Origin of the sequence: Nonomuraea sp. NPDC005501, from assembly GCF_040605905.1 — a bacterium.
Taxonomy (GTDB): domain Bacteria; phylum Actinomycetota; class Actinomycetes; order Streptosporangiales; family Streptosporangiaceae; genus Nonomuraea.
Genome location: NZ_JBEXDT010000028.1, coordinates 1 through 26,670 on the forward strand (window position 1 = coordinate 1; position 26,670 = coordinate 26,670).

30 protein-coding genes are annotated in these 26,670 nt (G+C 72.3%); 18 read left to right on the top strand and 12 right to left on the bottom strand.

Annotated elements, in window-relative coordinates; all coding sequences use genetic code 11:
- The coding region (locus ABZS51_RS16135) for an antibiotic biosynthesis monooxygenase (protein ID WP_355440989.1) at positions 1 to 854 on the top strand (854 nt) is incomplete at its 5' end.
- Positions 855 to 869: 15 nt separating this feature from the next.
- Here the strand turns inward: ABZS51_RS16135 and ABZS51_RS16140 are convergent.
- Positions 870 to 1,103 (bottom strand): glutaredoxin family protein, encoded by a 234-nt coding sequence (locus ABZS51_RS16140; RefSeq protein ID WP_310707266.1) that lies wholly within the window; start codon positions 1,101 to 1,103, stop codon positions 870 to 872.
- 121 nt (positions 1,104 to 1,224) lie between these two features.
- On the opposite strand from ABZS51_RS16140, the gene ABZS51_RS16145 reads away from it, so the two are divergent.
- The 6 genes from ABZS51_RS16145 to ABZS51_RS16170 all read left to right on the top strand — a co-directional run bounded on the left by ABZS51_RS16145 (position 1,225) and on the right by ABZS51_RS16170 (position 7,345).
- Positions 1,225 to 1,902, top strand: a complete 678-nt coding sequence (locus tag ABZS51_RS16145) for a redox-sensing transcriptional repressor Rex (protein WP_310707265.1) — start codon at positions 1,225 to 1,227, stop codon at positions 1,900 to 1,902.
- Positions 1,899 to 3,155 carry a glutamyl-tRNA reductase gene (locus ABZS51_RS16150; RefSeq protein ID WP_355440993.1) on the top strand — a complete coding sequence of 419 codons (1,257 nt, stop codon included), beginning with the start codon at positions 1,899 to 1,901 and terminating at the stop codon, positions 3,153 to 3,155. Before ABZS51_RS16145 ends, ABZS51_RS16150 begins: the two co-directional genes overlap by 4 nt.
- A complete protein-coding gene (gene hemC, locus ABZS51_RS16155; RefSeq protein ID WP_355440995.1) occupies positions 3,152 to 4,057 on the top strand; it encodes a hydroxymethylbilane synthase in 906 nt (301 codons plus the stop codon). The genes ABZS51_RS16150 and hemC overlap by 4 nt, the downstream gene beginning before the upstream one ends.
- Positions 4,054 to 5,598, top strand: a complete 1,545-nt coding sequence (locus ABZS51_RS16160) for a bifunctional uroporphyrinogen-III C-methyltransferase/uroporphyrinogen-III synthase (protein WP_355440998.1) — start codon at positions 4,054 to 4,056, stop codon at positions 5,596 to 5,598. The genes hemC and ABZS51_RS16160 overlap by 4 nt, the downstream gene beginning before the upstream one ends.
- On the top strand, positions 5,595 to 6,578 hold the full coding sequence (gene hemB / locus ABZS51_RS16165) for a porphobilinogen synthase (protein ID WP_310707261.1): 984 nt from the start codon (positions 5,595 to 5,597) through the stop codon (positions 6,576 to 6,578). The genes ABZS51_RS16160 and hemB overlap by 4 nt, the downstream gene beginning before the upstream one ends.
- A gap of 137 nt (positions 6,579 to 6,715) precedes the next feature.
- Positions 6,716 to 7,345, top strand: coding sequence for a bifunctional DNA primase/polymerase (locus ABZS51_RS16170; RefSeq protein ID WP_355441003.1), 630 nt, complete (start codon positions 6,716 to 6,718; stop codon positions 7,343 to 7,345).
- A 12-nt stretch (positions 7,346 to 7,357) separates the two neighbouring features.
- On the opposite strand, the gene ABZS51_RS16175 is transcribed toward ABZS51_RS16170, so the two are convergent.
- The 7 genes from ABZS51_RS16175 to ABZS51_RS16205 are packed head-to-tail and all read right to left on the bottom strand — an operon-like array spanning position 7,358 to position 14,123.
- The gene (locus tag ABZS51_RS16175) at positions 7,358 to 8,536 is read right to left on the bottom strand and encodes an ABC transporter permease (RefSeq protein ID WP_355441005.1); all 1,179 of its coding nucleotides are present in this window, start codon (positions 8,534 to 8,536) and stop codon (positions 7,358 to 7,360) included.
- On the bottom strand, positions 8,536 to 9,285 hold the full coding sequence (locus ABZS51_RS16180) for an ABC transporter ATP-binding protein (protein ID WP_355441008.1): 750 nt from the start codon (positions 9,283 to 9,285) through the stop codon (positions 8,536 to 8,538). The genes ABZS51_RS16175 and ABZS51_RS16180 overlap by 1 nt, the downstream gene beginning before the upstream one ends.
- Positions 9,278 to 11,044 carry a peptidoglycan-binding protein gene (locus ABZS51_RS16185; protein ID WP_355441011.1) on the bottom strand — a complete coding sequence of 589 codons (1,767 nt, stop codon included), beginning with the start codon at positions 11,042 to 11,044 and terminating at the stop codon, positions 9,278 to 9,280. Before ABZS51_RS16185 ends, ABZS51_RS16180 begins: the two co-directional genes overlap by 8 nt.
- 7 nt (positions 11,045 to 11,051) lie before the next feature.
- Positions 11,052 to 11,969, bottom strand: a complete 918-nt coding sequence (locus tag ABZS51_RS16190; RefSeq protein ID WP_355441014.1) for a hypothetical protein — start codon at positions 11,967 to 11,969, stop codon at positions 11,052 to 11,054.
- Positions 11,970 to 12,002: 33 nt separating this feature from the next.
- Positions 12,003 to 12,887, bottom strand: coding sequence for a hypothetical protein (locus tag ABZS51_RS16195; RefSeq protein WP_355441017.1), 885 nt, complete (start codon positions 12,885 to 12,887; stop codon positions 12,003 to 12,005).
- The gene (locus ABZS51_RS16200) at positions 12,884 to 13,207 is read right to left on the bottom strand and encodes a PadR family transcriptional regulator (protein WP_310707254.1); all 324 of its coding nucleotides are present in this window, start codon (positions 13,205 to 13,207) and stop codon (positions 12,884 to 12,886) included. The genes ABZS51_RS16195 and ABZS51_RS16200 overlap by 4 nt, the downstream gene beginning before the upstream one ends.
- A 49-nt stretch (positions 13,208 to 13,256) precedes the next feature.
- Complete coding sequence (locus ABZS51_RS16205; RefSeq protein WP_355441020.1) at positions 13,257 to 14,123, bottom strand: CPBP family intramembrane glutamic endopeptidase; 867 nt, start codon at positions 14,121 to 14,123, stop codon at positions 13,257 to 13,259.
- Between the two features lie 129 nt (positions 14,124 to 14,252).
- Between ABZS51_RS16205 and hemL the strand changes: the two genes are divergently transcribed.
- The gene (gene hemL / locus ABZS51_RS16210; RefSeq protein WP_355441023.1) at positions 14,253 to 15,542 is read left to right on the top strand and encodes a glutamate-1-semialdehyde 2,1-aminomutase; all 1,290 of its coding nucleotides are present in this window, start codon (positions 14,253 to 14,255) and stop codon (positions 15,540 to 15,542) included.
- A 113-nt stretch (positions 15,543 to 15,655) separates the two neighbouring features.
- Here hemL and ABZS51_RS16215 read toward each other — a convergent pair whose 3' ends face one another.
- Positions 15,656 to 16,432 (bottom strand): neutral zinc metallopeptidase, encoded by a 777-nt coding sequence (locus tag ABZS51_RS16215; protein ID WP_355441026.1) that lies wholly within the window; start codon positions 16,430 to 16,432, stop codon positions 15,656 to 15,658.
- A gap of 123 nt (positions 16,433 to 16,555) precedes the next feature.
- Positions 16,556 to 17,128 carry a TetR/AcrR family transcriptional regulator gene (locus ABZS51_RS16220; protein ID WP_355441029.1) on the bottom strand — a complete coding sequence of 191 codons (573 nt, stop codon included), beginning with the start codon at positions 17,126 to 17,128 and terminating at the stop codon, positions 16,556 to 16,558.
- A gap of 96 nt (positions 17,129 to 17,224) precedes the next feature.
- On the opposite strand from ABZS51_RS16220, the gene ABZS51_RS16225 reads away from it, so the two are divergent.
- Together ABZS51_RS16225 and ABZS51_RS16230 are read left to right on the top strand one after the other, a co-directional pair.
- Entirely contained in the window at positions 17,225 to 17,593 is a 369-nt protein-coding gene (locus tag ABZS51_RS16225) for a DUF4267 domain-containing protein (RefSeq protein WP_355441032.1), read from the top strand.
- A 35-nt stretch (positions 17,594 to 17,628) separates the two neighbouring features.
- Positions 17,629 to 18,126 (top strand): cupin domain-containing protein, encoded by a 498-nt coding sequence (locus ABZS51_RS16230; protein WP_310707248.1) that lies wholly within the window; start codon positions 17,629 to 17,631, stop codon positions 18,124 to 18,126.
- Between the two features lie 39 nt (positions 18,127 to 18,165).
- On the opposite strand, the gene ABZS51_RS16235 is transcribed toward ABZS51_RS16230, so the two are convergent.
- Positions 18,166 to 19,068: an EamA family transporter gene (locus ABZS51_RS16235; protein ID WP_355441036.1), complete on the bottom strand. Its 903-nt coding sequence runs from the start codon at positions 19,066 to 19,068 to the stop codon at positions 18,166 to 18,168.
- Between the two features lie 183 nt (positions 19,069 to 19,251).
- On the opposite strand from ABZS51_RS16235, the gene ABZS51_RS16240 reads away from it, so the two are divergent.
- From ABZS51_RS16240 to ccsA, 6 genes are all read left to right on the top strand, one after another.
- Positions 19,252 to 20,172 (top strand): LysR family transcriptional regulator, encoded by a 921-nt coding sequence (locus ABZS51_RS16240; protein WP_355441039.1) that lies wholly within the window; start codon positions 19,252 to 19,254, stop codon positions 20,170 to 20,172.
- A 57-nt stretch (positions 20,173 to 20,229) separates the two neighbouring features.
- Positions 20,230 to 20,871 carry a histidine phosphatase family protein gene (locus tag ABZS51_RS16245; RefSeq protein WP_355441042.1) on the top strand — a complete coding sequence of 214 codons (642 nt, stop codon included), beginning with the start codon at positions 20,230 to 20,232 and terminating at the stop codon, positions 20,869 to 20,871.
- Positions 20,872 to 20,960: 89 nt separating this feature from the next.
- Positions 20,961 to 21,554, top strand: a complete 594-nt coding sequence (locus ABZS51_RS16250) for a TlpA disulfide reductase family protein (protein ID WP_355441045.1) — start codon at positions 20,961 to 20,963, stop codon at positions 21,552 to 21,554.
- Entirely contained in the window at positions 21,547 to 22,269 is a 723-nt protein-coding gene (locus ABZS51_RS16255; protein ID WP_310707243.1) for a cytochrome c biogenesis protein CcdA, read from the top strand. The genes ABZS51_RS16250 and ABZS51_RS16255 overlap by 8 nt, the downstream gene beginning before the upstream one ends.
- Entirely contained in the window at positions 22,269 to 23,849 is a 1,581-nt protein-coding gene (locus tag ABZS51_RS16260; protein ID WP_355441048.1) for a cytochrome c biogenesis protein ResB, read from the top strand. Before ABZS51_RS16255 ends, ABZS51_RS16260 begins: the two co-directional genes overlap by 1 nt.
- Positions 23,839 to 24,777: a cytochrome c biogenesis protein CcsA gene (gene ccsA / locus ABZS51_RS16265; protein WP_355441051.1), complete on the top strand. Its 939-nt coding sequence runs from the start codon at positions 23,839 to 23,841 to the stop codon at positions 24,775 to 24,777. The genes ABZS51_RS16260 and ccsA overlap by 11 nt, the downstream gene beginning before the upstream one ends.
- Positions 24,778 to 24,902: 125 nt before the next feature.
- Here the strand turns inward: ccsA and ABZS51_RS16270 are convergent, their stop codons facing one another.
- Positions 24,903 to 25,208 (bottom strand): PLD nuclease N-terminal domain-containing protein, encoded by a 306-nt coding sequence (locus ABZS51_RS16270; protein WP_355441053.1) that lies wholly within the window; start codon positions 25,206 to 25,208, stop codon positions 24,903 to 24,905.
- A 185-nt stretch (positions 25,209 to 25,393) separates the two neighbouring features.
- Here ABZS51_RS16270 and ABZS51_RS16275 point away from each other — a divergent pair, with 185 nt between their 5' ends.
- Positions 25,394 to 26,431 (top strand): hypothetical protein, encoded by a 1,038-nt coding sequence (locus tag ABZS51_RS16275; RefSeq protein WP_355441056.1) that lies wholly within the window; start codon positions 25,394 to 25,396, stop codon positions 26,429 to 26,431.
- Between the two features lie 10 nt (positions 26,432 to 26,441).
- Positions 26,442 to 26,670 (top strand): hypothetical protein (locus ABZS51_RS16280; RefSeq protein ID WP_355441059.1); only part of this gene is annotated, 229 nt, incomplete at its 3' end.

The window sequence follows — 26,670 nt, forward strand, 5'->3', positions numbered from 1 at the left end:
AGCCCCTGGGCTCGGGGATGGCCGGGGCGGCCACGGGCGCCATGGCGGCCTCCGGCGCCGAGGCGCCGCCCACCCAGCCGGCCCGGCGACCGGCGGGCCTGGGCGACCTGGTCGCCGAGTACCGCGCGGGCGACCGCGACCCCGACTACGCGGCCCGCATGGGTCCGCCGCCCGAGCAGGGCCCCTCGACCGGCTACATCATGAACGGCCGGCACGGCCCCCAGGACACGGGCTTCGGCGGCCCTCAGGACCCCGGCTTCGGGAGCCGTCCCGACGAGTTCGGGCGTCCCCGTGACGACCTCAGGGACCCGCGCGGCGACCGCAGGGACCCGCACGCCGACTTCGGCGGCGACTTCGGCGGTGATTTCGGCGGCGACCTCGGCTTGCCGCCGTCCGGCCCCGAGACCGGCGCGCTGTACTCCGGCGCCGAGCTGTTCGGCGGCGGCTCACACGCCGCCCAGGGCCCCCAGCGCCACGCGCAGCCCCAACCCCAGCCCCAGGCGCAGCCCGGCTCGGGCAAGCCCTCCCCGAGCATCTACGGCCTCCTGACCGTCTTCACGCTCATGGACGGCTCGGGCGAGGCGTTCGACCGGCTCGCCGACCAGACCGTCGAGGCCGTGCGCCGCGGCGAGCCCGACACGCTCGTCTACGCCTGCCACGCCGTCAAGTCGGCCCCGCTGCAGCGCATCGTCTACGAGCTGTACCGCGACGAGGTCGCCTACCGCGACCACCAGCGCCAGCCGCACGTGGAGCGGTTCGTCAACGACCGCCAGGCCATGGTGCTGGCCACGAACGTCATCGAGCTCAACGTCAACGCCGCGAAGGTGGTGCCGCTCCCCACGGCCATGTTCTGACGGCTCCGAGCCGGGTCAGGAGAGGGCGGCGCGCAGCCGCTCCTCCGAGACGCGCCAGAAGTCGTGCTGCGTCCCGTCGACGAGTGTGACGGGAATCATCTCGCCGTATTTCTCCCTGAGCTCGGGCGAGGAGTCGATGTCGACCTCCTCCCACGGCACGCCCAGCTCCGCCGCCACTCGCGCGACGACCTCGCGGGCGTCGTCGCAGAGATGACATCCGGGCCTGCCGAGCAACGTGATGCGATGCATGGCCCCACCGTAGCGTCACAGACCGTCCGACTTTGTGCATCGGTTCACAAAGGGATTAACCTGAAAGGCGGTTCGTTCCACTCACGCGGCCCACGCCGCCCGTTCCCTGGAGCTCTGGCACGTGAAGAGCCCGTCCCAACCCCGTGACCGCGGCATCCCCGACGCCACGGTGGCCCGGCTTCCGTTGTACCTGCGGGCGCTGCACGGGATGGCGGAGCGGGCGATCGCGACCGTGAGCTCCGAGGACCTCGCCGTGGCCGCCGGGGTGAACTCGGCCAAGCTCCGCAAGGACCTCTCCCACCTCGGCTCGTACGGCACGCGCGGCGTGGGCTACGACGTCGAGTACCTCGTCTACCAGATCTCCCGGGAGCTCGGCCTGACGCAGGACTGGGCCGTGGCCATCGTCGGAGTAGGTAACCTCGGCCGTGCGCTCGCCAACTACGGCGGCTTCGTCTCCAGGGGTTTCCGCGTCGCGGCCCTGATCGACGCCGACCCCGAGGTGGTGGGCGACGACATCGCGGGGTTGAATGTTGAACACATCGACGAGCTGGAAGCCGTCATCAAGAGGCGTGGAGTCTCGATCGTGGTTCTGGCGACACCGGCTGCGGCAGCTCAGGAAGTGTGCGACCGTGTCGTGGCGGTGGGGGTGACCAGCATTCTCAACTTCGCTCCCGTCGTCCTGTCAGTGCCGGATGGCGTCGATGTCCGTAAAGTCGACCTATCAATTGAATTGCAGATCCTTGCGTTCCATGAGCAACGCAAAGCTGGGGGGCCGCTGATGGCCGTGGACAGCCAGTGAGTGTTCTGGCGATCGGACTCAGCCACCGGACCGCGCCGGTGGCCATGCTGGAGCGCGTCTCGCTCACAGGCGACGCGCTCGTCAAGCTCCTGCACGACGTGCAGCAGGACACATCGGTGGCGGAGGCCATGGTGGTCTCGACCTGCAACAGGGTCGAGGTCTACACCACGGTCGACCGCTTCCACGCCGCAGTCACCTCGGTGTGCGACCTGCTGAGCGTCCACACGGGCGTCGCCCCGGAGGAGCTCACGCCGCACCTGTACGTCCACTACGAGGAGCGCGCCGTCGAGCACCTCTTCTCGGTGGTGTGCGGCCTCGACTCGATGGTGGTGGGCGAGGGCCAGATTCTCGGCCAGGTCCGCCAGGCGCTCAAGCTGGCCCAGAAGCAGGGCACAGTCGGCGCCGTACTCAACGAGCTGACCCAGCACGCGCTGCGGGTCGGCAAGCGCGCGCACACCGACACCGGCATCGACAAGGCCGGCGCCTCCCTGGTGAGCGCGGGCCTGGCGCTGGCCGGCGAGCTGCCCGGCCGGCGGGCCCTGGTGGTGGGCGCGGGCTCGATGAGCTCGCTGGCCGCCACCACGCTGGCCCGCGCCGGCGTCACCGACATCGTCGTCGCCAACCGCACGTTCGAGCGCGGCCGGCGGCTGGCCGAGTCGGTCGGCGGCAGGGCGGTGGAGTTCTCCGCGGTTCCCCGAGAGCTGCCGGAGGCCGACATCGTCATCACCTGCATCGGTGCCGGCCACCACGTGATCACGCCCGGCATGCTGACCCGTGGCGTGTTCCTGCTCGACCTGGCGCTGCCGCACGACATCGACCCCGCCGTGCGCGCCGTGCCCGGCGTCACGCTGGTCGACCTGGAGACCATCCAGGAGTCCGGCATCGGGTCCCGCGAGGGCGACGCGGTGCGGTCGGTACGTGAGCTCGTCTCCCAAGAGCTCACCGCCTACCTCGACGCGGAGCGGGCCGCGAAGGTCACCCCGACCGTGGTGGCGCTGCGCGGCAAGGCCGCGAACGTGGTCGAGGCCGAGCTGGGCCGCCTCATGATGCGCATCCCCGGGCTCGACGACAAGACCCGCGACGAGGTCGCCCTGACCGTGCAGCGCGTCGTCGACAAGCTCCTCCACGAGCCGACCGTGCGCGTCAAGCAGCTCGCCACCTCGCCAGGAGGCGATCATTATGCGGAAGCTCTCCGGGAGCTGTTCGATCTCGATCCCAAGATGCCCGAGGCCGTGAGGGAGGTGGACCTGTGACGTTGCGACTGGGAACCCGGCGCAGCCTGATGGCGACCACGCAGTCGCAGATGGTGGCCGACTCCTACACCGAGCGCACGGGCAGGCCCGTCGAGCTCGTGGGCGTCACCACGTTCGGCGACGTCAGCAAGGCGCACCTCGCGCAGCTCGGCGGCACGGGCGTGTTCGTCAGCGCGCTGCGCGACAAGCTCATGGAAGGCGAGATCGACTTCGCCGTCCACTCGCTGAAGGACCTGCCCACCAAGCAGGACCCGGCGGTGACGCTGGCCGCGATCCCCGCCCGGCACGACCACCGCGACGCGCTGGTCGGCCGGGTCCGCTTCGCCGACCTGGCGCCCGGCGCCAGGGTCGGCACCGGCTCGCCGCGCCGCGTCGCCATGTTGCGCGCCATGCGCCCCGACCTCGACTACGTCCCGATCCGCGGCAACGCCGACACCCGGATCGGCAAGGTCACCTCCGGCGAGCTCGACGCCGTCGTGCTCGCCGCGGCCGGTCTGACCAGGATCCGCAGGACCTCCGAGATCTCCCAGATCTTCGAGGTCGAGGAGCTGATGCCGGCCCCCGGCCAGGGCGCCCTCGCCGTGGAGTGCCTGTCCGACCGGGCCGACCTGATCGACTTCCTCGCCGTCCTCGACGACCCGCGCACCCGCTCCGCCGTGACGGCCGAGCGGGAGGTGCTGGCCGCCCTGGAGGCGGGCTGTTCGGCCCCCGTGGGTGCTTTCGCCCGCGATGACGGGCAGACTCTCAACCTGACCGCTTCGGTCGTCGCCATCGACGGCCGCCGGGCGGTCCGCAAGTCCACCGCCGGCTCTCCCTCGGAGGCCGTGTATCTCGCCCGCAATCTGGCGGACGAGATGATCTCCGAGGGGGCCGACAGATTGATGGGGGAGCATTCCCATTGAGCCCCGATAGTCCAGCCTCCGGCTTCGTCGCCTTCGTCGGCGCGGGCCCCGGCGATCCCAACCTGCTCACGCTCCGCGGCGCAGAGCTGCTCGGCAAGGCCGACCTGGTCGTGCTCGACGAAGACCAGTTCGGCCCGTTGCTGCGCCACTGCCGCGAAGGCGTCGAGGTGGCCTCGGGCGACCTCGTCACGCACGCCAAGGCGGGCCGGTTCGTCGTGCGCTTGTGCGAGGGCGATCCGATGCTGTTCTCCTCGGTCGCCGAGGAGGTCGCCGCGTGCTCCGCGGCGGAGGTGGACTTCGAGATCGTCCCCGGTGTCCCGCCCGCGACCGCCGTGCTCACCTACGCGGGCATCCCGCCGGCGGCCTCGGTGCCGGAGTTCCGGATCGTGGACGCCGCCGAGGACCAGGACTGGTCCTCCCACGCGTCCTGCCCCGGCACCCTGGTGATCTACAACGGCATCGGCGAGGCCGTGCCCATCGCCAAGGCACTGATCGCCGGCGGCAAGCCCGACTCCACGCCCGTGGCGGTCAGCAGCGCCGGCACCACCACGGAGCAGTACACCGTGGTCTCCACGCTGGGCCGGCTCCAACCCGACCTCAAGCACGCCGGCTTCACCGAGCCCGCGCTCATCGTCGTGGGCGAGGCCGTCGGGCTGCGCGACAAGCTGTCGTGGTTCGAGACCAAGCCGCTGTTCGGCTGGCGGGTGCTCGTGCCGCGTACCAAGGAGCAGTCCAGGAGCCTGTCGGAGCAGCTCGTCTCCTACGGCGCGGTGCCCGAGGAGGTGCCGACCATCTCGGTCGAGCCGCCCCGCACGCCGCAGCAGATGGACCGCGCCATCAAGGGCCTGGTCACCGGCCGCTACGAGTGGGTGGCCTTCACCAGCGCCAACGCCGTCAAGGCGGTGCGCGAGAAGTTCGAGGAGTACGGGCTCGACGCGCGTGCCTTCGCCGGGCTCAAGGTGGCCGCCGTGGGCGACGCCACCGCGCGGTCGCTGGTCGAGTTCGGGGTCAAGCCGGACCTGCTGCCCTCGGGCGAGCAGTCGTCGGAGGGCCTGGTGGCCGAGTGGCCGCCGTACGACTCCATGCTCGACCCGATCAACCGGGTGCTGCTGCCGCGCGCCGACATCTCCACCGACACGCTCGTGGCCGGACTCACCGAGCTGGGCTGGGAGTGCGACGACGTGACCGCGTACCGGACCGTCCGGGCCGCGCCGCCGCCCGCGCCGATCCGCGAGGCGATCAAGGGCGGCGGGTTCGACGCCGTGCTGTTCACGTCGTCGTCCACGGTGCGCAACCTCGTCGGCATCGCCGGCAAGCCGCACAACGTCACGGTCATCGCGGTCATCGGGCCGCAGACCGCGAGCACCGCCGAGGAGTTCGGGCTGCGCGTCGACGTGATGGCCGACAAGCCCTCGGCGTCCGCCCTGGCGGCCGCCCTGGCCGAGTACGGAGCCAAGCAGCGTCAGGCCGCCCTGGGCGCCGGTGAGGCGCCCCGGCGGCCGTCCCAGAACCGCAGAGGAGCCAGGAGGAGAGCGAAGTGAGTGCCGAGTACCCGACAGCCCGCCCCCGCAGGCTGCGGCGCACCCCCGCCCTGCGGCGGATGGTGGCCGGCACCAGGTTGCACCCGGCCGATCTGATCCTGCCGCTGTTCGTCAAGGAGGGCATCGAGGAGCCGGTGCCGGTGGCGTCGATGCCGGGCGTGTTCCAGCACACCCGCGACTCGCTGCGCAAGGCCGTCCACGAGGCGGCCGAGGCCGGAGTGGGCGGCGTCATACTCTTCGGCATCCCGGCCGTCAAGGACGCGCGCGGCTCGGCCGCCGACGACCCCGACGGCATCCTCCAGGTGGCGCTGCGCGATGTCACGGCCGACCTGGGCGACGCCCTCGTGGTGATGGCCGACACGTGCCTCGACGAGTTCACCGACCACGGTCACTGCGGCGTCCTCACCGACTCCGGCGACGTCGACAACGACGCGACGCTGGAGCGCTACGCCTCCATCGCCGTCGCCCAGGCCCGCGCCGGGTCCCAGATGGTCGCGCCGAGCGGCATGATGGACGGCCAGGTGGCCGCCATCCGCGCGGCGCTCGACGCCGACGGGTTCTCCGGCCTGCCGATCCTGGCCTACTCCGCGAAGTACGCCTCGTCGTTCTTCGGGCCGTTCCGTGACGCCGCCGAGTGCGCGCCGCAGTTCGGCGACCGCAGCACCCACCAGCAGGACCCGGCGGGGCCGCTGGAGGAGGCGCTGCGCGAGGTGCGCCTCGACCTGGCCGAGGGGGCCGACGCCGTCATGGTCAAGCCCGCCCTGGCCTACCTGGACGTCATCAGGCGCGTCCGCGACGAGGTGGACGTGCCCGTGGCCGCCTACCAGGTGAGCGGCGAGTACGCGATGGTCGAGGCCGCCGCGGCCAACGGCTGGATCGACCGCGACCGGATGATCATGGAATCGCTGGTGTCGATCAAGCGCGCCGGGGCCGACCTGATCCTGACCTACTGGGCGACCGAGGTGGCGCGCCGTCTCTAACGTGGGGTTTTCCGTCGTGTCCTGTGGTCAGTGCGATAAACTGTGACGACTAGTGCTGGTGTGTCCCGCGTGAGCCCTTGTCGAGAAGCCGGGCCAGGAGCCGGGATCCCTTCAGGCACGACGCGACGGGAGACACCATGGTGGGGGCACCGCTGACTCGGCGTACCAGAAAACGGTCGATGCCGGCTCGGATCGACTCGGTCCTGGGCTACGCGGCCCTGGGGTGGCCGAGCGTGCCGGGGGCCTACCCCCTGCGGGAGGGCGCCCGGGCGTGTTCGTGCGACCGCGTCGGCTGTCCCGACCCCGGCGCGCATCCGCTCTCGCCCGCCTGGCACCTCCAGGCCACGACGGACACCGCCCAGCTCACCCGCTGGTGGCAGCGCGAGCCCGAGGCCAACGTGATCCTGCCCACCGGACGCGTGTTCGACGTCTTCGACGTACCCCTCACGACGGGCCTCACGGCCCTGTCCCGCATCGACGACGCGCAAGCGCACTCGGGCCCGGTCGCCGCGAACGGCGACCGGGTCCTGTTCTATGTGGCCACCCGCGGCAACCCGGACGACGAGGACGAGTGGTGGTCCTGCCACCTCGACTGCGACCCGGCCACCATCGACGACACGCCGGGCCTGCGCTGGCACTGCCGCGACAGCTACGTCCTGGCCCCGCCGTCCTCGCTGCCGGACGGCCGCTCCGTCTCCTGGCTGCGCCCGCCCGACGGCCGCCCGCTGCCCGACCCGCTGCGCGTGCTGGAGTGGCTGGCCGACTGACCCGGCCGGCCGCTACCTGAGCGCGTCCACCGGCTCCATCCGGGCCGCCCGCAGCGCGGGATGGAGCCCGGCCAGCAGGCCCACCAGGGCGCCCGCCACCGGCGCCGCGACCGCCAGCCGTACGTCCAGGAGCGGCGTCCACTCCTTGGCCGCCGAGACGGCCACGACGGCGACCATGCCCGCGCTCGCCCCGATGACGCCGCCGGTCAGCCCGGTCAGCGTCGACTCCAGCAGGAACTGGGCCGCGATGTGCCGCCTGGCCGCGCCGAGCGAGCGGCGCAGGCCGATCTCGGCGACCCGCTCCATGACGGTGACGAGCGTGACGTTGGCGATGCCGACCGCGCCGACGAGCAGCGAGACCAGGCCGAGGATGAGGAAGAGCGCGTTCACGTCCTCCTGCGCCTTGTCCCTGGCCCTGGTCGGGCTGGGCGGCGCGACCACCTGCAGCATGGCGCCGTTGCCGGGGCTGAGCGCGGCCGGGGCCTGCCGGGCGATGAGCCCCGCGGCGCCCAGCTCGGTGTTGACCAGCACCCGGGAGACGTCGCCCAGCCCGAAGCGCCGGCCCGCCGTCGGCGGCACGATCACCGAGGTGCTCAGGTTCCGCTCGCGGCGCAGGTCGCCGAGGACGCCGACGACCGTGTAGGCGTGCCCGTCGATGAAGATCGCGGGAGCGCGGTCGAGCCGGGTGACGCCGAGCATCCTGGCCGCCTGGTCGCCGATCACCGCGACCCTGTCGCCGCGCGCGACGTGCCCGGCGTCGTAGAACCGGCCCCGCACCATCCGGCCGCGCACCGCCTCCGGCAGCCCGGGGGACGCGGCCAGCACGGTCAGGCTCTGCGTGGTGACCCTGGCCGGGTCCACGAGGTCGTTGGAGCGTACGGACCGGTTGGCGCCGTCCTTGTCCTCGGCCAGCGCGGCGGCGGAGACCACGCCGCGCAGCCTGGTCAGCCGGTCGATCGCGTCCCACTCCACCAGGGGCACGTGCCCGGACTCCGGCACCTCGACCGTGATGGCCGTGGCCACCAGCTCGTCGAAGCGGCCGACGATCTGGTTGCCCGCGGTGGCGGCCACGCCGAGCGTGACGACCAGCGTGGTGATGCCCAGCACGGTGCCGAGCGTGGTGAGCGCCGAGCGCACGGGCCTGGCGAGCATGCCGGCGACGGCCTCGCCGATCAGGTCGCGGACGTCCATCACTCCTCCACGAGGATGCCGTCGGTGATCCGGACCCGGCGCCCGGCCCGCTCGCTGACCTCCTGCTCGTGCGTGATGACCACGATCGTCAGGCCCTCCGCCCGCAGCTCGTCGAACAGGTCCAGCACGGCCTCGGTGTTGCGGCTGTCGAGGTTGCCCGTCGGCTCGTCGCACAGCAGCAGCGACGGCTCGGCCATGAGGGCCCTGGCGATGGCCGTGCGCTGGCGCTCGCCCCCGGACAGGCGGCCGGGCGGGAAGTCCACCCGGTGCCCGAGGCCGACACGCTCCAGCGCCGCCAGGGCCCGGTCTCGCCGGCCTTCGCGCGGCCGCCTGGTGTAGATCTCGGCGAGCATGACGTTCTCCAGGACGCTGCGGTGGGCCAGCAGATGGAACGCCTGGAAGACGAAGCCGAGGCGCTCGCCGCGCAGCCTGGTCCTGGCCGCCTCCCGCAGCGTCGTGGTCTCCGTGCCGTCCAGCCGGTAGCTGCCCGAGGTGGGCCGGTCGAGCAGGCCCAGCACGTTGAGCAGCGTGGACTTGCCCGACCCGGAGGCGCCGATGATCGCCAGGTGGTCGCCTCGGCCGACCCGGAGCGAGACGTCCGACAGGGCGCGGACCGGCGGCTGCGCCGGGAAGTCCCGGCACACGCCCGCCAGCTCGATGACCGGCTGCTCGATGGCCGGCTGCTTGGTGCCCGGCTGCTCGATGGCCGGCTGCTTGGTGCCCGGCTGCTCGGTGGCCTGCTCAGGCAACGCCCACCACCACCCGGTCGCCCTCCTTGAGCGCGCCGGTGACCTCGACGTCGCCGTCGGCGGTCAGGCCCGTGCGCACCTCCACGTCCCTGGTCCGGTCGGTGGCGTACTCGACCCGTACGCGGGCCCTGCCGTCGGCCGACGTGGTCACGGCGGCCACCGGCACGACCAGCACCGGCTCGCCGGTCGCGCCGACCGTCACCCTGGCCGTGACCGCGGTGCCCGACAGGCCCTTGAGCCCCTTCGCCGAGGCCGGCGTCAGCAGCACCGGCTGCGCGCCGTCCGCCGGCGCCTCCTTGCCGGGCTGCTTCGCCTCCTCGCCGACCGCGGTGAGCGTCGCCGGGTACGTCCTGCCCGTGTCGAGCTCGACGGCCGCCTCCATGCCCGCGCGCAGCAGGCCGGACTCGGCGGCCTCGACCGAGCCCGTCACCGTGAAGGTCGAGCCCGTCACCGTGGCGACCTCCTTCTCGATCTGCTGCCCGGCCTTCACCGACGTCTTCCGCACCTGGGCGGGCAGCCTCGGCAGGAACACCACCTCGCCGGGCGGGACGGAGATGCCGTACGTGCGGGCGAACTCGGCCAGCATCTCCCGGGCCGCCGCCACGTCCTTCCGGGCGTTGGACACCTTGAGCCTGGTGGGGGAGAGCTGCCTGGCCTGGCGCAGCGCCTGCCGGGCCGTGGCCAGCGTCTCCTTCGCGACGCGCACGGCCTTGCGCAGCTCCTCCGCCTTCGTCTCGCGGGTCAGCCCGGCCTCCTCCAGGATCCGGCCATGGGCCTCGCGGGCCGCCGCCAGATCGGCTTCGGCGTTGGCCACCCTCAGCTCCGGCAGCGACGTGTCGGCGGGGGGCCCGGTGGGTGCGGTGGTGGGCTGCGGCGTGGCCGCGGGAGTTCCGGTCGGGGTGCCCGACGGGGCGTCGGTCGGGGCTCCGGTGGGCCGGCTCCTGGCCGCGGCGAGCGCCTGCCGGGCCTCCAGCAGCTTCTCCTCCGCGGCGCGCACGGCCGCGTCGGCCGCCGCCAGCCTGGCGTCGTCCTCGGGCGTCAGCCGCCGCCGCGTGGCCGCCTTCAGCGCGCTCTGCGCCGACGTCAGGTCCGCCTCGGCGTTGCGGACCTTGAGCTTCAGCGGCAGGACGTCACGTCCCTGGTCGAGCGCCTGCTTCTCGGTCGCGAGCGTCTCCTCCGCCGTCCGCACGGCGCGGCGCAGCGTGTCGTACGCCTGCCGGTCGGCGAGCGTGGGCCGCTGGGCCTCGTACCCCTTCCTGGCGTACATCCTGGTCACCGCGGCGGCGGTCGCCCGGTCGAAAACGCCCGAGACCCGCGCGCCGTACCCGAGCCTGCGCAGCGCCCGCTGCAACTGCTCGACGTCGTCGCCCTTCGTGCCGGGCGCCATCGTGCGGTGCATGGGAACGGACCCGCGCAGCGCGAACACCGGCCGGCCGTTGACCTCCATCAGCACCGCGCCCTCGGCCAGCCGGCCCTGCCGGGGAGCCCGGGTGACCCGCTGCAGCTCGGCGGTGCCGCCGACCACTCCGGCGAGGCTGATCGGCAGCGGCGAGCCGTACTCCAGGGTGCCGCTGACCACGACGGTGCTGACGAGCTTGCGGCGCTCGACGGCGGCGGTGACGAGCGAGGGGTTCGGCGCGGCGCGGCGGGCCGCCTCGTCGGCGGGGGAGCGCAGCCGGGTGCTGACCGCCCAACCGGCGCCGGCGACGACCACGACGCCGGTGAGGACGCCGGCGAGGAGCTTGCGGGGGGACTTCACGGGCGTGTCACGTGCCGTACTGGTCGCTGATCCGCTGCATGATCGCGGCCTGCTTCGGCATGTACGCCCGGTAGAAGTCCTTGCCGCACTCCAGGTCGTCGAGGGCAGCTTTGATCTCCTTGGCGAGGTACGGCCTGGCCTGCTCGGGGGTGAGCGTCGGCGCGTACGTCATCGGCATCTCACCGTCCTTCGCCGGAGGAGCGACGTCGGGCACGTCGTCGCGCTGCTCGCGCCCGAGCTTGTCCTCCTGGGCGAGGAACACCTTCTGGCCGCTTTGGTTCATGGCGACCGGCGAGGTGTCGCCGACGGCGTAGCCCTTGCCCTTCAGGCACGTGGCCATGGCGGCGGCCAGCTCCACCATGTCGGGGTCGCCGTTGATCGCGCTCTTGAGCGCTCGGTTCATGGCCCGGTTCTGGGCGTTGTACAGATCCATCTCGGACTTCACCTTCAGGCCGAGCACCTGGCCGGCCGCCGTGGTCATGCAGGTGTCCTTGGCCTTCCGGTAAGCCTTCGTCTGCGCCTCGGAGAGCCCGGTCTGGATCTTCCAGTTGGGGTCGATCTCGGCGTTGTCGGGCTTGACCTGCGGGTTGCCCATCTCCTTGGGGTAGACGTGCATGGCGAACACCCCAAAACCGTATTTTTCGCGGTATTTCCGCAGCGCCTGGTAGTCGCCGGAGGTGCGCTTGCGCGACTCCTCGGTGTCCGGCCCCTGCGACGTCACGTGTGGGACGTACTTGAAGCCCTGCTGCTTCATGCAGTCGGCCTTGGCCGCTTCGAGCTGGTGTCGCTTGTCCATGGGAGACGCGGCGCCCGGCGTGCTCGACGGCGTGGGGCGGGCGCTCTCGGCGGCGCTCCCGCAGCCGCCGAGGAGCGCCAGCGCGGCCACGCCGAGCACGGCGAGAGCCGGACGGGATCGTGTGAGCATGGCGAGGACCATACTCCGTTAAACAGAGTATGGTCAATCCAGGCAATGCCTCCGCTGCCGGTACGGGGCGAGGGCGGAGACCAGGGTCAGCAGGACCAGCAGGCCCCAGTACGCGGTGTGCTGCCTGGTCAGCCCGTTCACGTGCAGGATCAGCTCGCCGGAGGCGACCGGCAGGTAGAGGCCCGAGGCCAGTGCCCAGCGCAGGTCGCGGGCCAGGTACGCGCCCGTCGCGGCCAGCCCGAGCGCCGCCAGCTCCACCGCCACCCGGCTCAGGCTGAGCGGGACCGTGTTGTCCTCAGGAAGCCACTGCGGCCCGGCCCAGGCGACGGCCACGACCGCGGCCCACCACCACCATGACCTGGCCCTCAGCGGTTGCCCGCGCCAGGCGAGCACCACCAGGCCGGACAGCGCGACCGCGTATCCCGCTCCCACCACGAAGGGGCTGCTCGACGCGAACAGGCCCCGGTCGGCGAGCCATGACGGGGAGACCGGCAGCAGGGTGAGGTCGAGCATCGGCCGGCCGCCCGCGATCGCGACCGCCTTGACGGCGACGACAGCGGTGAGCGGGATCGCCGCGCGCACCCGTCCGCGCAGGGTCGCCAGCAGCGCCAGCGCCGACAGCAGCGTCCACACCGGCAGCGAACCCACGTACGGCAGCAGCGCCGCCAGGTTCGCCGCGGCCACGGCCGTGACGCCCAGGTGCAGTCCGTCCGCCCACGCGCTGCCCGTCGCCTGGTGGACGATCCGGCTGCGGACGCCGCCCACGAGCAGGCCCCACGTCTCCCGGAGCTCCGGGTACGAGCGGCCGGGCCCGGCGGACTCCAGCAGGACGTCGAGCAGCTCGTCACCGTGCGCCGCGCGGTACTTCCTGGGATAGGCGAGCAGCAGCCTGCGGTAACGCCGCTCCAACGCCGTCATGCGCCGGACGGCCGCAGGACGAGGGAGGCGGCCGCCTGCATCCGCCTGGCCTCGGCCTCCACCAGCGCCTGGCCCTCGTCGGTGATCCTGAAGTAGCGCCGGTTGCGGCCGTTGACCGTCTCCTCGCGGTCCACGGTGATGACGCCGCGCTCGTTGAGCCGCTCCAGGATGCCGTAGAGGGTGCCGACCGAGGGCTGGACCCGGCCCCCTGACAGATCCTTGATCGATTTGCTGATGGCGTGTCCGTGCAGCGGGCCGCCGCGCAGCGCGGCGAGCACGAAGTACATCGGCTCGCTGACTTCCGAGGTTCCTCTGGGCATGAGGGGACGTTATTCCGTTGAACGTAGCGTCGGCAACGCCGCGAGCGGGTCAGCGGCCCAGCAGGATCGGCACGTACACCAGGTTGACCAGCGTGTGGATCAGGATGACCGCCCAGATGTTGCGGTAGCGCGCCCACAGGTAGCCCTGCATGAGCCCGAACACGCCCTGGAAGGCCACGATGGTCGCCACGCCGAGCGCGGGCGCCGCGGACGGGATGTGGCTGGTGTGCATGGACGCGAACAGCAACGACGACGCCATGACGGCCGGCCACCGGCCGTACAGCGCCTCCAGCCGGGTCTGCAGCCAGCCCCGGTAGAAGATCTCCTCCAGCACGCTCGCGGTGAGCAGTGTGACGAGCGAGGCCACGGCGAGGGTGACCGGGTCGGGCAGGTCCTGGCTCAGGGGCACGGCTAGCGGGCTGACCTGCGCCAGCAGGAACCACGCGACGACCGCGGGCAGCGGCGCGAGCCAGGTGACCGGCGCGGGGATCGCCCTGGCCTTCGGGCCGTCCCCGCGGAACACCCGGAAGACGACCAGCGGGACGACGAGCAGCAGCAGGACCTTGGCCGGCGGATACAGCAGGTCCAGGCCGCCGCGCGCGATCGGGGCCACGCACGCGAAGAGCACGGCCGCGGCCACGAGCGCCCACGCCTCCTTGAGCAGCCGGTCCCTGCGCAGCTCGGCCAGCGGCGCCGGCAGCTCCCTTCTCGGCGGCACCAGGCGGGCCAGCGCCATCGCCGCGAGCGGCGGCAGCGCGGCGCCCCACAGGGAGAGCCGGGACGCGCCAGGGTCCGCGGAGGGGGTCACGCCGGTGTGGCCGGTCGCGATCAGCCCGGCGTACGCCGCGGCGAACGCCGCCAGGGCCAGGCCGGTGAACAGGCCGGTGGGTGTGAGGCGGGATGCGGGCGTGGTCACGGTGCCGATCGTCGCGGACGCGCTGCGCGGGTGTCCTCCTCTCACCGGCCGATCATGTCTACATATTTCGGGGTACGAGGAGACGGGCCTGCCGGGGCACCACGGCCCCCCACGGCTAACCTGGAGCGCGTGAGCCGTACACAGAAGTCCGAGGACCTGTTCAACCGCGCCCGCGCCCTCGTGCCGGGAGGCGTCAACTCGCCGGTCCGCGCGTTCGGCGCGGTCGGCGGGACCCCGCGATTCATGGCGTCCGGCGAGGGCCCCTACGTCACCGACGTCGACGGCAACCGTTACGTGGACCTCGTCTGCTCCTGGGGGCCGATGATCCTCGGCCACCGCCACCCGGCCGTCGTGGAGGCGGTGTCGGAGGCGGTCTCGCACGGCTTCGGGTACGGCACGGCCACCGAGGGCGAGGTCGAGCTGGCCGAGGAGATCGTCGGACGGGTCGGCCCGGTCGAGCGCGTCCGCCTGGTCAGCTCCGGCACGGAGGCGACGATGAGCGCCGTGCGCCTGGCCCGGGGTTTCACCGGCCGCTCCAAGATCATCAAGTTCGCGGGCTGCTACCACGGGCACGTCGACGCGCTGCTCGCCGCGGCCGGCTCGGGCGTGGTGACGTTCGGGCTGCCGGACACGCCGGGCGTCACGGGGGCGTCGGCCGCCGACACCATCGTGCTGCCGTACAACGACATCGAGGCGGTGGAGGCGGCGTTCGCGGCGGCCGAGATCGCCTGCGTCATCACCGAGGCGTGCCCCGCCAACATGGGCGTCGTCCCGCCGCGCGACGGCTTCAACGCGCGGCTGCGCGAGCTGTGCACCGCCCACGGGGCGCTGCTCATCGTCGACGAGGTCCTCACCGGCTTCCGCGTCTCACCCGCCGGCTGGTACGGCCTGGACCCGGTCGAGGCCGACCTGATGACGTTCGGGAAGGTCATGGGCGGCGGGCTGCCGGCGGCGGCCTTCGGCGGCCGGGCCGACGTCATGGCCCACCTCGCGCCCGAGGGGCCCGTCTACCAGGCGGGCACGCTGTCGGGCAACCCGCTGGCCGTCGCCGCCGGCCTGGCCACGCTGCGCCTCCTCGACGAGGCCGTCTACGCCAGGGTCGACGCCGCGGCCCTGGAGGTCGGCCGGGTGGCCTCGGAGGCGCTGGCCGCCGAGGGCGTGCCGCACCGGCTGCAGCGGGCCGGCAACCTGTTCTCGATCTTCTTCACCGACGCCGACGTGCCGGACTTCGACCAGGCCCGCACCCAGGACGTCGCCGCCTACCGCGCCTTCTTCCACGCGATGCTGGACCAGGGGGTCTACCTGCCGCCGTCGGCGTACGAGGCGTGGTTCCTGTCGGCGTCGCACGACGAGGAGGCCGTGGGCCGGGTGGCCGAGGCCCTGCCCGTCGCCGCCAAGGCCGCCGCCGCGGCCCGGTAGCCCTCACCCGGTCCGGCTACCGGTAGGCCCGCAACCTGCGTCGCGACCCGCGGGTGGGGCTCTCCTCGGCGCCCGCCGACAGAGCGTCGCACGCGATCATCGGGGGCGGCCGGTCAGGAGACCTTGGAACTCGGTGCCGTCCAGGTGTTGCACGCCTGTGGCGAGGCGGCGCGGAAGCCCTTGTCGAGCCAGGCGGCCATGTTGCGGCCCTTGCCGTGGTCGGCGGCCTTGGTCCACTCGTCGCCGCTCTGCCGGGTCACGTACAGGAGGTCCTTCCAGTCGTCCTCCGTGCGGTCCAGGGACGCCCAGACGCTGCCGACGAACGCGCCACCCAGGCACTCGGCCTGGAGCTCGTAGCGCCGGATCTGCTCGTTCAGCTCTTTCTTCCCCTTGTACGGGTAGCGGTCGAACGCCGCGTCCATACCGGTGATGTTCTGAATATGGTGGCCGTATTCATGCGCGGCCACCTGGAACAGGAACAGGTCCCAGGGATCGTCGAGGGTGTCGTCATCGAGGAGGACGACGAAGCGCCGCTCGGCGCCGCAGTATGTCGCCGCGGTGTACTTGCCCCAGGCGTGCCCGCAGTATCGCCGCGGCTTGGTGATGAATCCGATCCTGGCTTTCCTGAACGGCAGGCCGGCGCGCTCGAAATGAGCGCCCCAGGAGGTGTTGAGGCAGGTCAGCACCGTCGTGAGGTACCGCTTGGCGGAGGGGACGTCGTTGCGCTTGACGTCCCGCTCGCGGCATCGGCCCGGTTCGAGGTCGCCGGTGGCGTACAGCTTGTTCTTGGTGAGGTCCGGGTCCCTGATGGGGTAAACGGATGCCTGGGCTGTTCCGGACAGCAGAAGGGAGAAAAGCGTGCATGCCACAACAAGGGGGGTTAAACGCATGAAGGGCATCTTAGGCTCAGATGACCTTGATTGCCGACCATATTCGCGAAGGCCGCTGTCGGCGAATGAATGGCCGCCCAACCCGTAAAGGGCATTTGTTGCCGACCGCACCCGCGCGGGGTCTCAGCGGGTGAAGCGGCGCAGGAGGAGGGCGACCCGCTGGGGATGCTGCTCGCAGGGCAGCCTGCCGCCCCGCGTGAGCGTCGCCAGCCCGTGCAGGCCGCTCCACAGCGTCTCCACCAGCAGGCCCGGGTCGTCGTCGCCCGCCACGGGCCGGACGGCTTCGAGCAGCTCGTCGAAGGTGGCGTGCAGGGCGGCCGGCGCCTCAAGCGTGGCGAACGGCAGGTCCACGGCCTGGCTGAACATGGCGTCGTACAGCGCGGGCCGCTGCTCGGCGAACGCGGAGTAGGCGGAGGCGACGGCGGCGAGGGCCCGCGTGGGCTCGCGGGCCGTGGCGCGGGCCGCGCGCAACGCCGCGGCCAGGTCGGCGAACCCCTCCACGGCCACCGCGGCCATGATGGCGTCCTTGCCCTTGAAGTGGCTGTAGAGCACCGGCTGGCTGTACTCGACGCGCTCGGCGAGGCGGCGGGTGGTCACCGCCTCCCATCCCTCGGTCTCGACGATCTCCCGGGCCGCTTCGATGATCAGCCGCTCGCGTTCCGCACGCTCGCGCTCTCGGCGCGTCCGAATCGACATACCTCGACTCTAGCGCCGCTAGCATTCCTGTCTATGCTCTGATAATGTCGATCTCGTTGCTAGCGCCGCTAGAAAACGTATCGAACGGAGATCGTCGTGCTCACCCCCATCGCCTACGGGCTCGCTGTCGTCCTCGATCTGCTCATCCTCTTCATCGGCATCCGCTTCCTCACGCAGCCCCAGGCCGCCGCCGCGGGTTACGGCGTCACGGCCAAGGACGGCGACTCCGCCTACCTGACGATCAAGGGCTTGCGTGACGCCACCTACGGCCTCGTGGGTCTGGCCCTGCTGTTCTTCGTGGGAGTCCGCGCCGAGGCGTGGTTCATGCTCGTGGTCGCGATCGTGCCGCTGGTGGACACCGTCATCGTCCTGCGTCACGGCGGCACCAAGGCGGTGGCCTTCGGCATCCACTTCGCCACCGCCGTGGCCGTGCTCGTCAGCGCCGTCCTGCTCTTCCTCGTCTGAGTCGCAACCCCCTACGCCACGCAAGGAGTCCCCAGATGTCTCTCGTCGTCCCCAGCTTCAGCGAGTCCGTGATCGTCCGCTCCGCCGAGGCCGAGGTGATCGGCCGGGCCCCGACCACCATCCGCCTGCTGGCCGACAGCGGCTCCACCGGCGGCGCGCTGTCCACCCAGCGCGTCACGCTGGCCGACGGCGCCGACGGCGCCAAGCCGCACCACCACGCCGGATCGGCCGAGCTGTTCTACGTGCTGGACGGCACCGCCCAGCTCCTGTCCGGCGAGCAGGTCGTGACGGCCGAGCGCGGTGACCTGGTCGTCGTGCCGCCGAACGTCGCGCACGCCTTCGCCGCCGCGCCGGGCGAGGACGCGGACCTGCTCATCGTCATCACGCCGGGCGTCGAGCGGTTCGAGTACTTCCGCCACCTGGAGCGCATCGCGTACGGCAAGGTGCCGCCGGAGAGCCTGCTGGAGGTCCAGGAGCTCTACGACACGTACTTCAGGACCAGCGAGACCTGGGACCGTGCCCGTACGGCATGACCCCGCCGTGGGACCCCGGCCGGCTCGGCCGAGCGGGGGTCAGGGGCGCGGCGCCGGCGTCCGCGGCGCGGAGGGCGCCGGCGACAGGGAGGCGTGCCCCCGGGAACGGGGGCGGCTCCCCGCGTACAGGACGCCCGCCACGATCAGCGCCCCGGCGGCCAGCTTGGGCCACGACAGCGGCTCGCCCGTCAGCAGGGCCGCGGACGACAGGCCGAAGACGGGCACGAGCAGTGTGTACGGCGCGACGGTCGAGGCGTCGTAGCGGCGCAGCAGGTAGCCCCACACGCCGAATCCGCCCAGCGTGGACACGAAGGCGACGTACGCCAGGGACAGCCAACCCTCCGCCGGGACGGCGAGGCGCGGCGGGCCCTCCACGAAGAGGGACAGCGCGAGCAGCGGGGGCGCCGACAGGGCGCTCACCCACACCATGAACCGCAGCGAGTCGGGCGGCGCGGCCTTGCGCTGGATGACGTTGCCGAGGCCCCAGGCCGCCGCGGCCGCCACGCACAGGGCGAAGGCGCCGGCGGGCCCCGAGAGGCCGAAGTCGAAGGCGACCAGGGCGAGCCCGGCGAAGGCCACGGCCAGGCCGGTCGTGCGCCGCGTGGTCAGCCGCTCGCCCAGCAGCAGCACCGCGAAGATCACGGTGAAGACCACCTGGGCCTGCAGGACCAGGGAGGTCAACCCGGCGGGCATCCCGGCCCGCATGCCCATGAGCAGCAGGCCGAACTGCCCGACCCCGATCGCCGCGGCGACGCCGGCGACCCAGCGCCACGGCACCTGGGGCCGCCCCACGAGGAGCAGGGCGGGGAACCCGGCGAGGGCGAACCTGAGCCCGGCGTACAGCAGCGGCGGGAAGTGCCGCAGGCCCACCTGCATCACCACGAAGTTGACGCCCCATACGGCCGCGAGGCCGATGGCGAGCGCCAGGTGACGCGGGGTCACGCAGCGCGCGGCTTCCGGTAGCGGACGCGCTGCTCCTTGGCCTGCTCGGCCAGGGTCTGGAGGTAGGAGAACGAGGGGGCGGACTGCTTCTTCTGCTTAAGGATTCGCATGCATATATTTTCCAACGCTACAGAGTGAAGGACAAGCGAGACTTTCTACGCTAAACCCTTTAGGCTGGCTTACATGTTGGACCTGAACCGGCTCAAGGCTCTGCACGCCGTCCACGTCTACGGATCGGTGGGCGCGGCGGCCGACGCCCTCATGGTCACGCCCTCGGCGGTGTCCCAGCAGATCGCCAAGCTCGAACGCGAGACCGGCGCCCGCCTGGTCGAGCGCAACGGCCGGGGGGTGCGGCTCACCGACGCCGCGGGCCTGCTGGCCGAGCACGCCGAGCGCATCCTCGCCCTCGTGGAGACCGCCGAGGCCGACTTCGAGGCGCTGCGCGGCGCGGTCGTGGGCCGCCTGCAGATGGGAGCCTTCCCCACGGCGACCCGCGGGCTCATGCCCGGCGCGCTCACGGCGCTGCGCGCCCGCCACCCCGACCTCCAGGTCGTGCTCAACGAGCGCGAGCCCGAGCGCGTGGTGCGCGAGGTGGCGCGGGGCGAGCTGGACCTCGGCGTCATCCAGGACTGGATGAACCGCCCGATGGCCATCCCCGACGGGCTGTCCAAGGCAACGCTGCTCGACGACATCGCCGACGTGGTGCTGCCCAGCGGCCACCCGCTCGCGGGCAGCAGGGAGATCGAGCTGGCCGCGCTGAGCGGGGAGCAGTGGATCAGCTCCTCGCCCGGCACGGTCTGCCACGACTGGCTCGTCTTCACACTGCGCAGCGCCGACCTGGAGCCGGACATCTCCTGCATGGCCGACGAGTACCCGACGCAGATGGCCCTCGTCGCGGCCGGCCTCGGGTGCGCGATCATCCCCAGGCTGGGCAGGGACCTCGTGCCCGAGGGGGCCACCGTCGTGCCGCTGCGGCCCCGGCAGTCGCGGCGGATCTACGCGATCTGGCGCACGGACGCGGCCCGCCGCCCCGCCATCAGGGCCGCGGTCGACGCCCTGACCCACGCCAGCCGCACCCACGAGAACGCCTGGGCCACCGTCTGAAACGCCGGGAACCACGCTGCCGGCGTCGAGGGCGGAGCGGATAGGCTGTGGCTCATCATGGCTGAAACCACCGTCGTCCACCTGATGCGTCACGGCGAGGTGCACAACCCCCACGGCATCCTCTACGGCCGGCTCCCCGGATACCATCTGTCCGACACCGGCCGGCTGATGGTCGAGACCGTCGCCAAGGCGGTGGCCTCACGTGACATCGTCGCCCTCTACTGCTCCCCGCTGGAGCGCGCCCAGGAGACCGTGGCACCCCTGGCGGCGACGCTCGGCCTGGAGGTCACGACCGACGAGCGGCTGATCGAGGCCGCCAACCTGCTCGAAGGCCGCATGGTCGGGCAGGGGCTGACGATCTTCCGCAACCCGCGCAACTACCGCTACTTCTGGAACCCCATGCGCCCGTCCTGGGGCGAGCCGTACCCCGTGATCATCAAGCGGATGCGCTCGATCGTGGAGGAGGCCAGGGACGCGGCGCGCGGCCACGAGGCGGTCCTGGTGAGCCACCAGCTCCCCATCTGGGCGATCCGGATGGCGGCCGAGGGGCGCCGCAGACTCTGGCACGACCCGCGGCGCAGGCAGTGCGCGCTCGCCAGCCTCACCACATTCACGTTCGAGGGCAACCGCCTGGTCAGCGTCGGCTACAGCGAGCCGGCCGGCTCGCTCGTCAAGGGGCCGACGATCCCGGGGGCCTGATCCTCCCGCGGCGCCCCAGCGTCCTGGGCGGCCGGTCCCGCCGGTAGAGTTGCAAGCTCTACCGCTTGTAGTGCAAGGAGATCTTCCCCGTGCGCGCGAAGTCCGTCTCCATCGGTTCCGCCGGCTCGCTCGCCCTCGTGGCCGTCCTGGCCGTAACGGCCACGGGCTGCGCCGGCAGCCAGAACGGGCAGCCCCAGGCGGGCGACACGCGCTTCGTCGCCGGCGACGGCACGATGCAGGTGTTCACCGCGGCCGAGCGCAAGGCCGCGCCCGCGATCCAGGGGCAGACGCTCGACGGCGGCGCCGCCTCCCTCGCCGCGCACAAGGGCAAGGTCGTGGTGCTCAACTTCTGGGCGTCCTGGTGCGGGCCCTGCCGGGCCGAGGCGCCGGTGCTCAAGGACGTCGCCGCCAAGACCAAGGGCTCGGGCGTCGAGTTCATCGGCATCGACTTCAAGGACCGCCAGGCCGACGCGCTGGCCTTCGAGCGCACCGAGCAGACCGGCTACCCGAGCATCTTCGACCAGCCGGGCAAGGTGGCGCTGGCCTTCCAGGGCACGGTCCCGCCCGCCGCCATCCCGTCCACGCTGGTGATCGACGAGCAGGGCCGCATCGCCGCCCGCGCGCTCGGCGCCGTGCGCTACCAGGACCTGATGGACACCGTGACCAAGGTGCGCGATGAGTGACGTCGTCGCCTCCGGCTCGCTGCTGCTGGCCGTGCCGATCGCGGTCCTCGCGGGGGTCGTGTCGTTCCTGTCGCCGTGCGTGCTGCCGCTGGTGCCGGGCTACCTGTCGTACGTGACCGGCATGAGCGCCGACCCGAAGCGGGGGCGGCTCGTGCTGGGCACGGCGCTGTTCGTGGCCGGGTTCGCGGTGGTGTTCGTCGCCGGGGGGGCGCTGTTCGGCGGGCTCGGCTCGATGATGATGGTCAACGCGGACGTCATCACGCGGGTGCTCGGCGTCGTCACGATCCTGCTCGGGCTGGCCTTCCTGGGCGTGCTGCCCGGGCTCATGCGCGACGTGCGCATCCACCGGCTGCCGGCCGCGGGGCTGGCCGGCGCGCCGCTGCTCGGGGTGGTGTTCGGGCTGGGCTGGACGCCGTGCATCGGCCCGACGCTGGCCGTGGTGCTGGCGCTCGGGCTCAACGAGGGCAGCGCGTCCCGGGGCGCCCTGCTCGCCGTGGCGTACGCGCTGGGGCTGGGGCTGCCGTTCGTGGCCGCCGCCCTGGCCTACAGCAAGGCGCTGCGCACGTTCCGCGCCGTCCGCCGGCACAGCCGGCTGATCACCCGGATCGGCGGCGGCATGATGGTCGCCGTCGGGCTGCTGCTCGTGACCGGCCTGTGGGGAGAGATGATCGCAAGCATGCAGGGGCTCGTCGGCGGGTTCAGGCCGGTGATCTGATGGCGGTCAAGGAGCTGGAGAAGGAGCAGGCGCCGCGGCCCGCCGGTTTCGGCGCGCTGGGCTGGGCGCGCTGGGCCTGGCGCACGCTCACCTCCATGAAGACGGCCCTCATCCTGCTGTTCCTGTTCGCGCTCGCCTCGGTGCCCGGCTCGCTGGTGCCGCAGCGCGGCGTCGAGCCCGACAAGGTCGCGCGGCTCTTCCAGCAGAACCCGGCCCTCGCCGAGTGGTACGACCGCTTCCAGCTCTTCGACGTCTTCACCTCGGTCTGGTTCGCCGCGATCTACCTGCTGCTGTTCACCTCGCTGGTGGGCTGCATCATCCCGCGCACCGCCACCTACTTCCGCGAGGTGCGCCGCCGGCCCCCAGCCGCGCCGCGCAACCTGGCGCGGCTGCCGCACCACGCCGCCTTCGCCGGCGACCTGACGGTCGAGGAGGCGGCCCGGCGGCTGCGCGCCCGCCGCTTCCGGGTCGAGACCGGCGACGGATGGGTGGCCGCCGAGAAGGGCTACCTGCGGGAGACGGGCAACCTGCTCTTCCACATCTCGCTGCTCGGTCTGCTCGTCGCGGTCGGCATGGGCTCCCTGTACGGCTACCGGGGCAACGTGCTCGTCGTCGAGGGCGACGGCTTCGCCAACACCGTCGCCAACTACGACCGGTTCATCCCGGGCCGCGAGGTGTCGGCCGAGTCGCTGGAGCCGTTCTCGTTCGAGCTGAAAAATTTCAAGGCCACCTACCAGGTCCAGGGCGACAAGCGCGGCCAGGAGCTCGACTACTCGGCGTACCTGCGGGTCAACGACTCGCCGACGGCGCCGGCGCGCGACTACGAGCTGAAGGTCAACGAGCCGCTGGAGATCAACGGCACGCAGACGTACCTCATCGGGCACGGGTACGCGCCCGTGTTCAAGGTCACCGACGGCCAGGGGCAGGTCGCCTTCGACGGGCCGGTGCCCTGCCTCATCGAGCACAAGCCCACCCTCACCTCGGGCTGCGTGGTCAAGGCGCCCGACGCCCGGCCCGGGCAGCTCGGCTTCCTGCTGAGGTTCCTGCCGACGAGCGTGCCGCTGACCGACGGCACCTACGCCTCCGCCTTCCCCGGCGAGCTCCAGCCCGAGGTGCAGGTGCTCGGCGCGTTCACCGGCGACTTCGGCGTGCGCTCCGGCCGCCCCCAGTCGGTGTACCAGCTGGCGCCACAGGACCTCATGAAGAAGCTCAAGCCGCTCGTCATGGGCACCTCCGTGCCGAAGCCGCTGCCCGTGGGCCAGTCGCTCGACCTGCCGAACGGCGCCGGCAAGCTGCAGTTCACCGGGGTCAAGGAATGGATCACCCTCCAGGTCGCCTACGACCCCGGCCGGGTGCCCGCGCTGCTGGCCGCCGCCCTCGCGACGGTCTCCATCGCGGCGTCGCTGACGATCCGCCGCCGCCGGGTGTGGGTGCGGATCGGCGGCACGGACGGTTCCGGCGAGAAGGGCGCGGTCGAGGTGGGCGGCCTGACCCGCACCGAGGGCTCCGCCGCGGGCTTCGCCGAGGAGTTCGGCGACATCGTGAAGGTTCTATCTGCTGGAGACAAGGATGTCCGCTGACCGACTGGCCGAGGTGAGCGACCTCTTCGTCGTCGCCGCGGTGCTGCTCTACCTGTTCTCCATGGTCGGCTTCGCGCTGGAGCTGGCCTTCGGGCGAGCCCGGGCCGACGCTCCGGACGCCCGCGCCAAGGAGCCCGTCACCGTGGGCGGCGACACCGGCGACGCGGACGCGGCCGCACCCGCCGGGGTGGAGCCGCCGAGCTGGGCGCCCAAGGCGGGCGTCGCCGCGCTCGGGCTGGGCTGGCTGGGCTGGGCGGCCAACCTCGCCGCCATCGTCACCCGCGGCCTGTCCGTGGACCGGTGGCCGTGGGGCAACATGTACGAGTTCGTGGTGGCGATCTGCTTCGCCGCGGTGACCACGTTCCTCGCCATCCAGTTCCGGCAGAACGCGCGCTTCCTCGGCGCGTTCGTCATGGTGACGGCGACGCTGGGGCTCGGCTTCGCGGTCAAGGTCCTCTACACGGCCGCGGGCCCGGTGGTGCCGGCGCTCAACTCGTACTGGGTGGCCATCCACGTCACGGCGGCGATCCTGGCGAGCGGCCTGTTCATCCTCGCGGGCGTCGCGGGCATCCTCTACCTGGTGCGCGGCGACGGCCTGTCACGGCTGCCGTCGCGGGCCGACCTGGAGCGGGTGGCGCACCGGGTGATCGTCCTGGCGTTCCCGGTCTGGACGTTCGCCGTCATCGCCGGCGCGCTGTGGGCCGACAAGGCGTGGGGCCGCTACTGGGGCTGGGACCCCAAGGAGGTCTGGGCGTTCATCACCTGGGTCGCCTACGCCGCCTACCTGCACGCGCGGGTAACGGCGGGCTGGCGCGGCCGGGCGGCGACGATCGTGCAGCTCATCGCGTTCGCCTGCCTGCTGTTCAACCTCATCGGCGTGAACATCTTCATCAGCGGGCTGCACAGCTACGCCGACGTGAGTTCGTGAGCCGGAGGGGCGAGCGGGAGGGGGGTGCCTTCGCTTCGCGGGGGCGCCGGCCGGCCCGTCAGCCGGCCGGCCGATGAATCAGCCGGCCGATCACTGAGCCGGTCAGCCGGTCGGCCGTCAGGCGGTCAGTCGTCGCCGCGCATGCGGCGGTCGAGCTCGCGCAGGAACTCGGGGTCGTCGTCGGGGCCCTTGGGGATGGGGGCGGGGGCCGCGTCGGGCCGCCGCCGGGGCGCCCGCTCCGCCGTACGCGCGCTCTGGGGGCGGCCGAGCAGCATCCAGAACAGCCCGCCCGCGAAGGGCACCAGCACGACGATCAGCAGCCAGAGGGTCTTGGGGACGTTCCGGACCTCCTCCTCGGGGGTGGTGATGAGGTCGAACAGCGAGTAGAGCCAGAAGGCCAGCAGCGCCAGGCCGATTACGACACCTGCCATGCCCGAACTGTAAGCCATCTGCGACGTGATCGTGTCAGCCACATGCACCATTTCGGGTGACTCGCGATGATCCGCGTCGTACCGTGGAACAGATTCGGCGGAGCCCCTCGCCGGGCGGCGCCCCACGGCCGTCCGGCGGCTCGCGCGGGCGCCACGGCGTGGAGAGGTGCGCGTGGAGAGGTGCGATGGCCTTTTCTAACGACAAGGGCCGCCATCGGCGGGGTCGTTGGTGGCGGCGTGGCTCGTACCTCTTCTCCCGGCGCAGCGAGGCGCCCCCGGACGCCGACCGCTCCTTCTGGGCCTACGGCGCCCCGTCCCTCCGCCGCCCGGACCGCCCGGTACAGGAGTCGCCACGCGAGTCCTCCCGCGAGCCCGAGAGCCGCTCCTTACGTGACCGGCTGGAGCGGGACCGTCTGGAGCGTGACAGGGCGGCTCGCGAGCCGCACCGGGCGCCGCCGGGCCAGGGCGAGACGTCCCGCCTGTGGGAGCGGCGGCGCAGGTGGGAGGCGCCCGAGCGGTTGCCCGCCGCCGTGGTGGAGCGCCCCCAGTACACCTGGTACGACTTCGAGCTCGACGACCTGCCGCCCAGGGCCCAGCCGAATCGGCCTGACGCCCCGTCCCTGGGCGACGGGCTGCGCCACTGCGGCAGGCTGGAGGCGGTCCTGCACCGCCAGTGGGACGCCCGGCTCGGCCCGCCGACGCCGGAGGTGATCCGGGCCGTGGAGAGCCTCGCCAGGCTCCCGGAACGGCTCAAGGACCTGCTGGCCGACGGACTGGAGGGCATCTACGTCGGCCACGGCGGCGTCCCGGACCTCGACGACATGGGCTACCTGCGCGGCGCCCCACTGCCCTCGGGCCGCGCCACCTGGGACATCTGCGCCGGCGCGTACGGCGACCGGAAGATCGTGGTGGGGGACCGGCCGTCGCCGACGCCGGACGTGATGATGCACGAGGTGGGTCACGCCATCGACGACATCGACTCGACGTACGGTGACTGGGTGTCCGACTCGGCGGAGTTCGTGGCCCTGTACGAGCAGGCCACGCCGCTGTTGGCCTCGGCCTTCCACCGGCAGGGAGGCGGCCTCGGCCGCAAGGAGTTCTTCGCCGACGCCTTCGCCGCGATCGCCTCGCGGCAGCGCCCGGCGCTCGTCGACATGCTGAACGGCGACACGCGGATGGCGCTCGACGTCATGCTGTTCTTCAACCGGCGCTACGGAATCTAGGTGATCAGCCATGTACGTCATCCGGCTCGCTGACGGGACCCTGCGCGTGCCGCGGACCCTGACCAGCGAAGACGGGCGCCTCATCGCGAACGCGTACGTGGACCTCGAACCCGGCGACCCCGACTACGACCGGTGGCTGCCGGAGTCGCTGACCGAGGACGAGCTGGCCGAGCGGCGCGGCAGGTGGCAGGCGGGCAACGACGAGCTGGAGCGGGAGTTCCTGGCGTACCGGGCGGAGC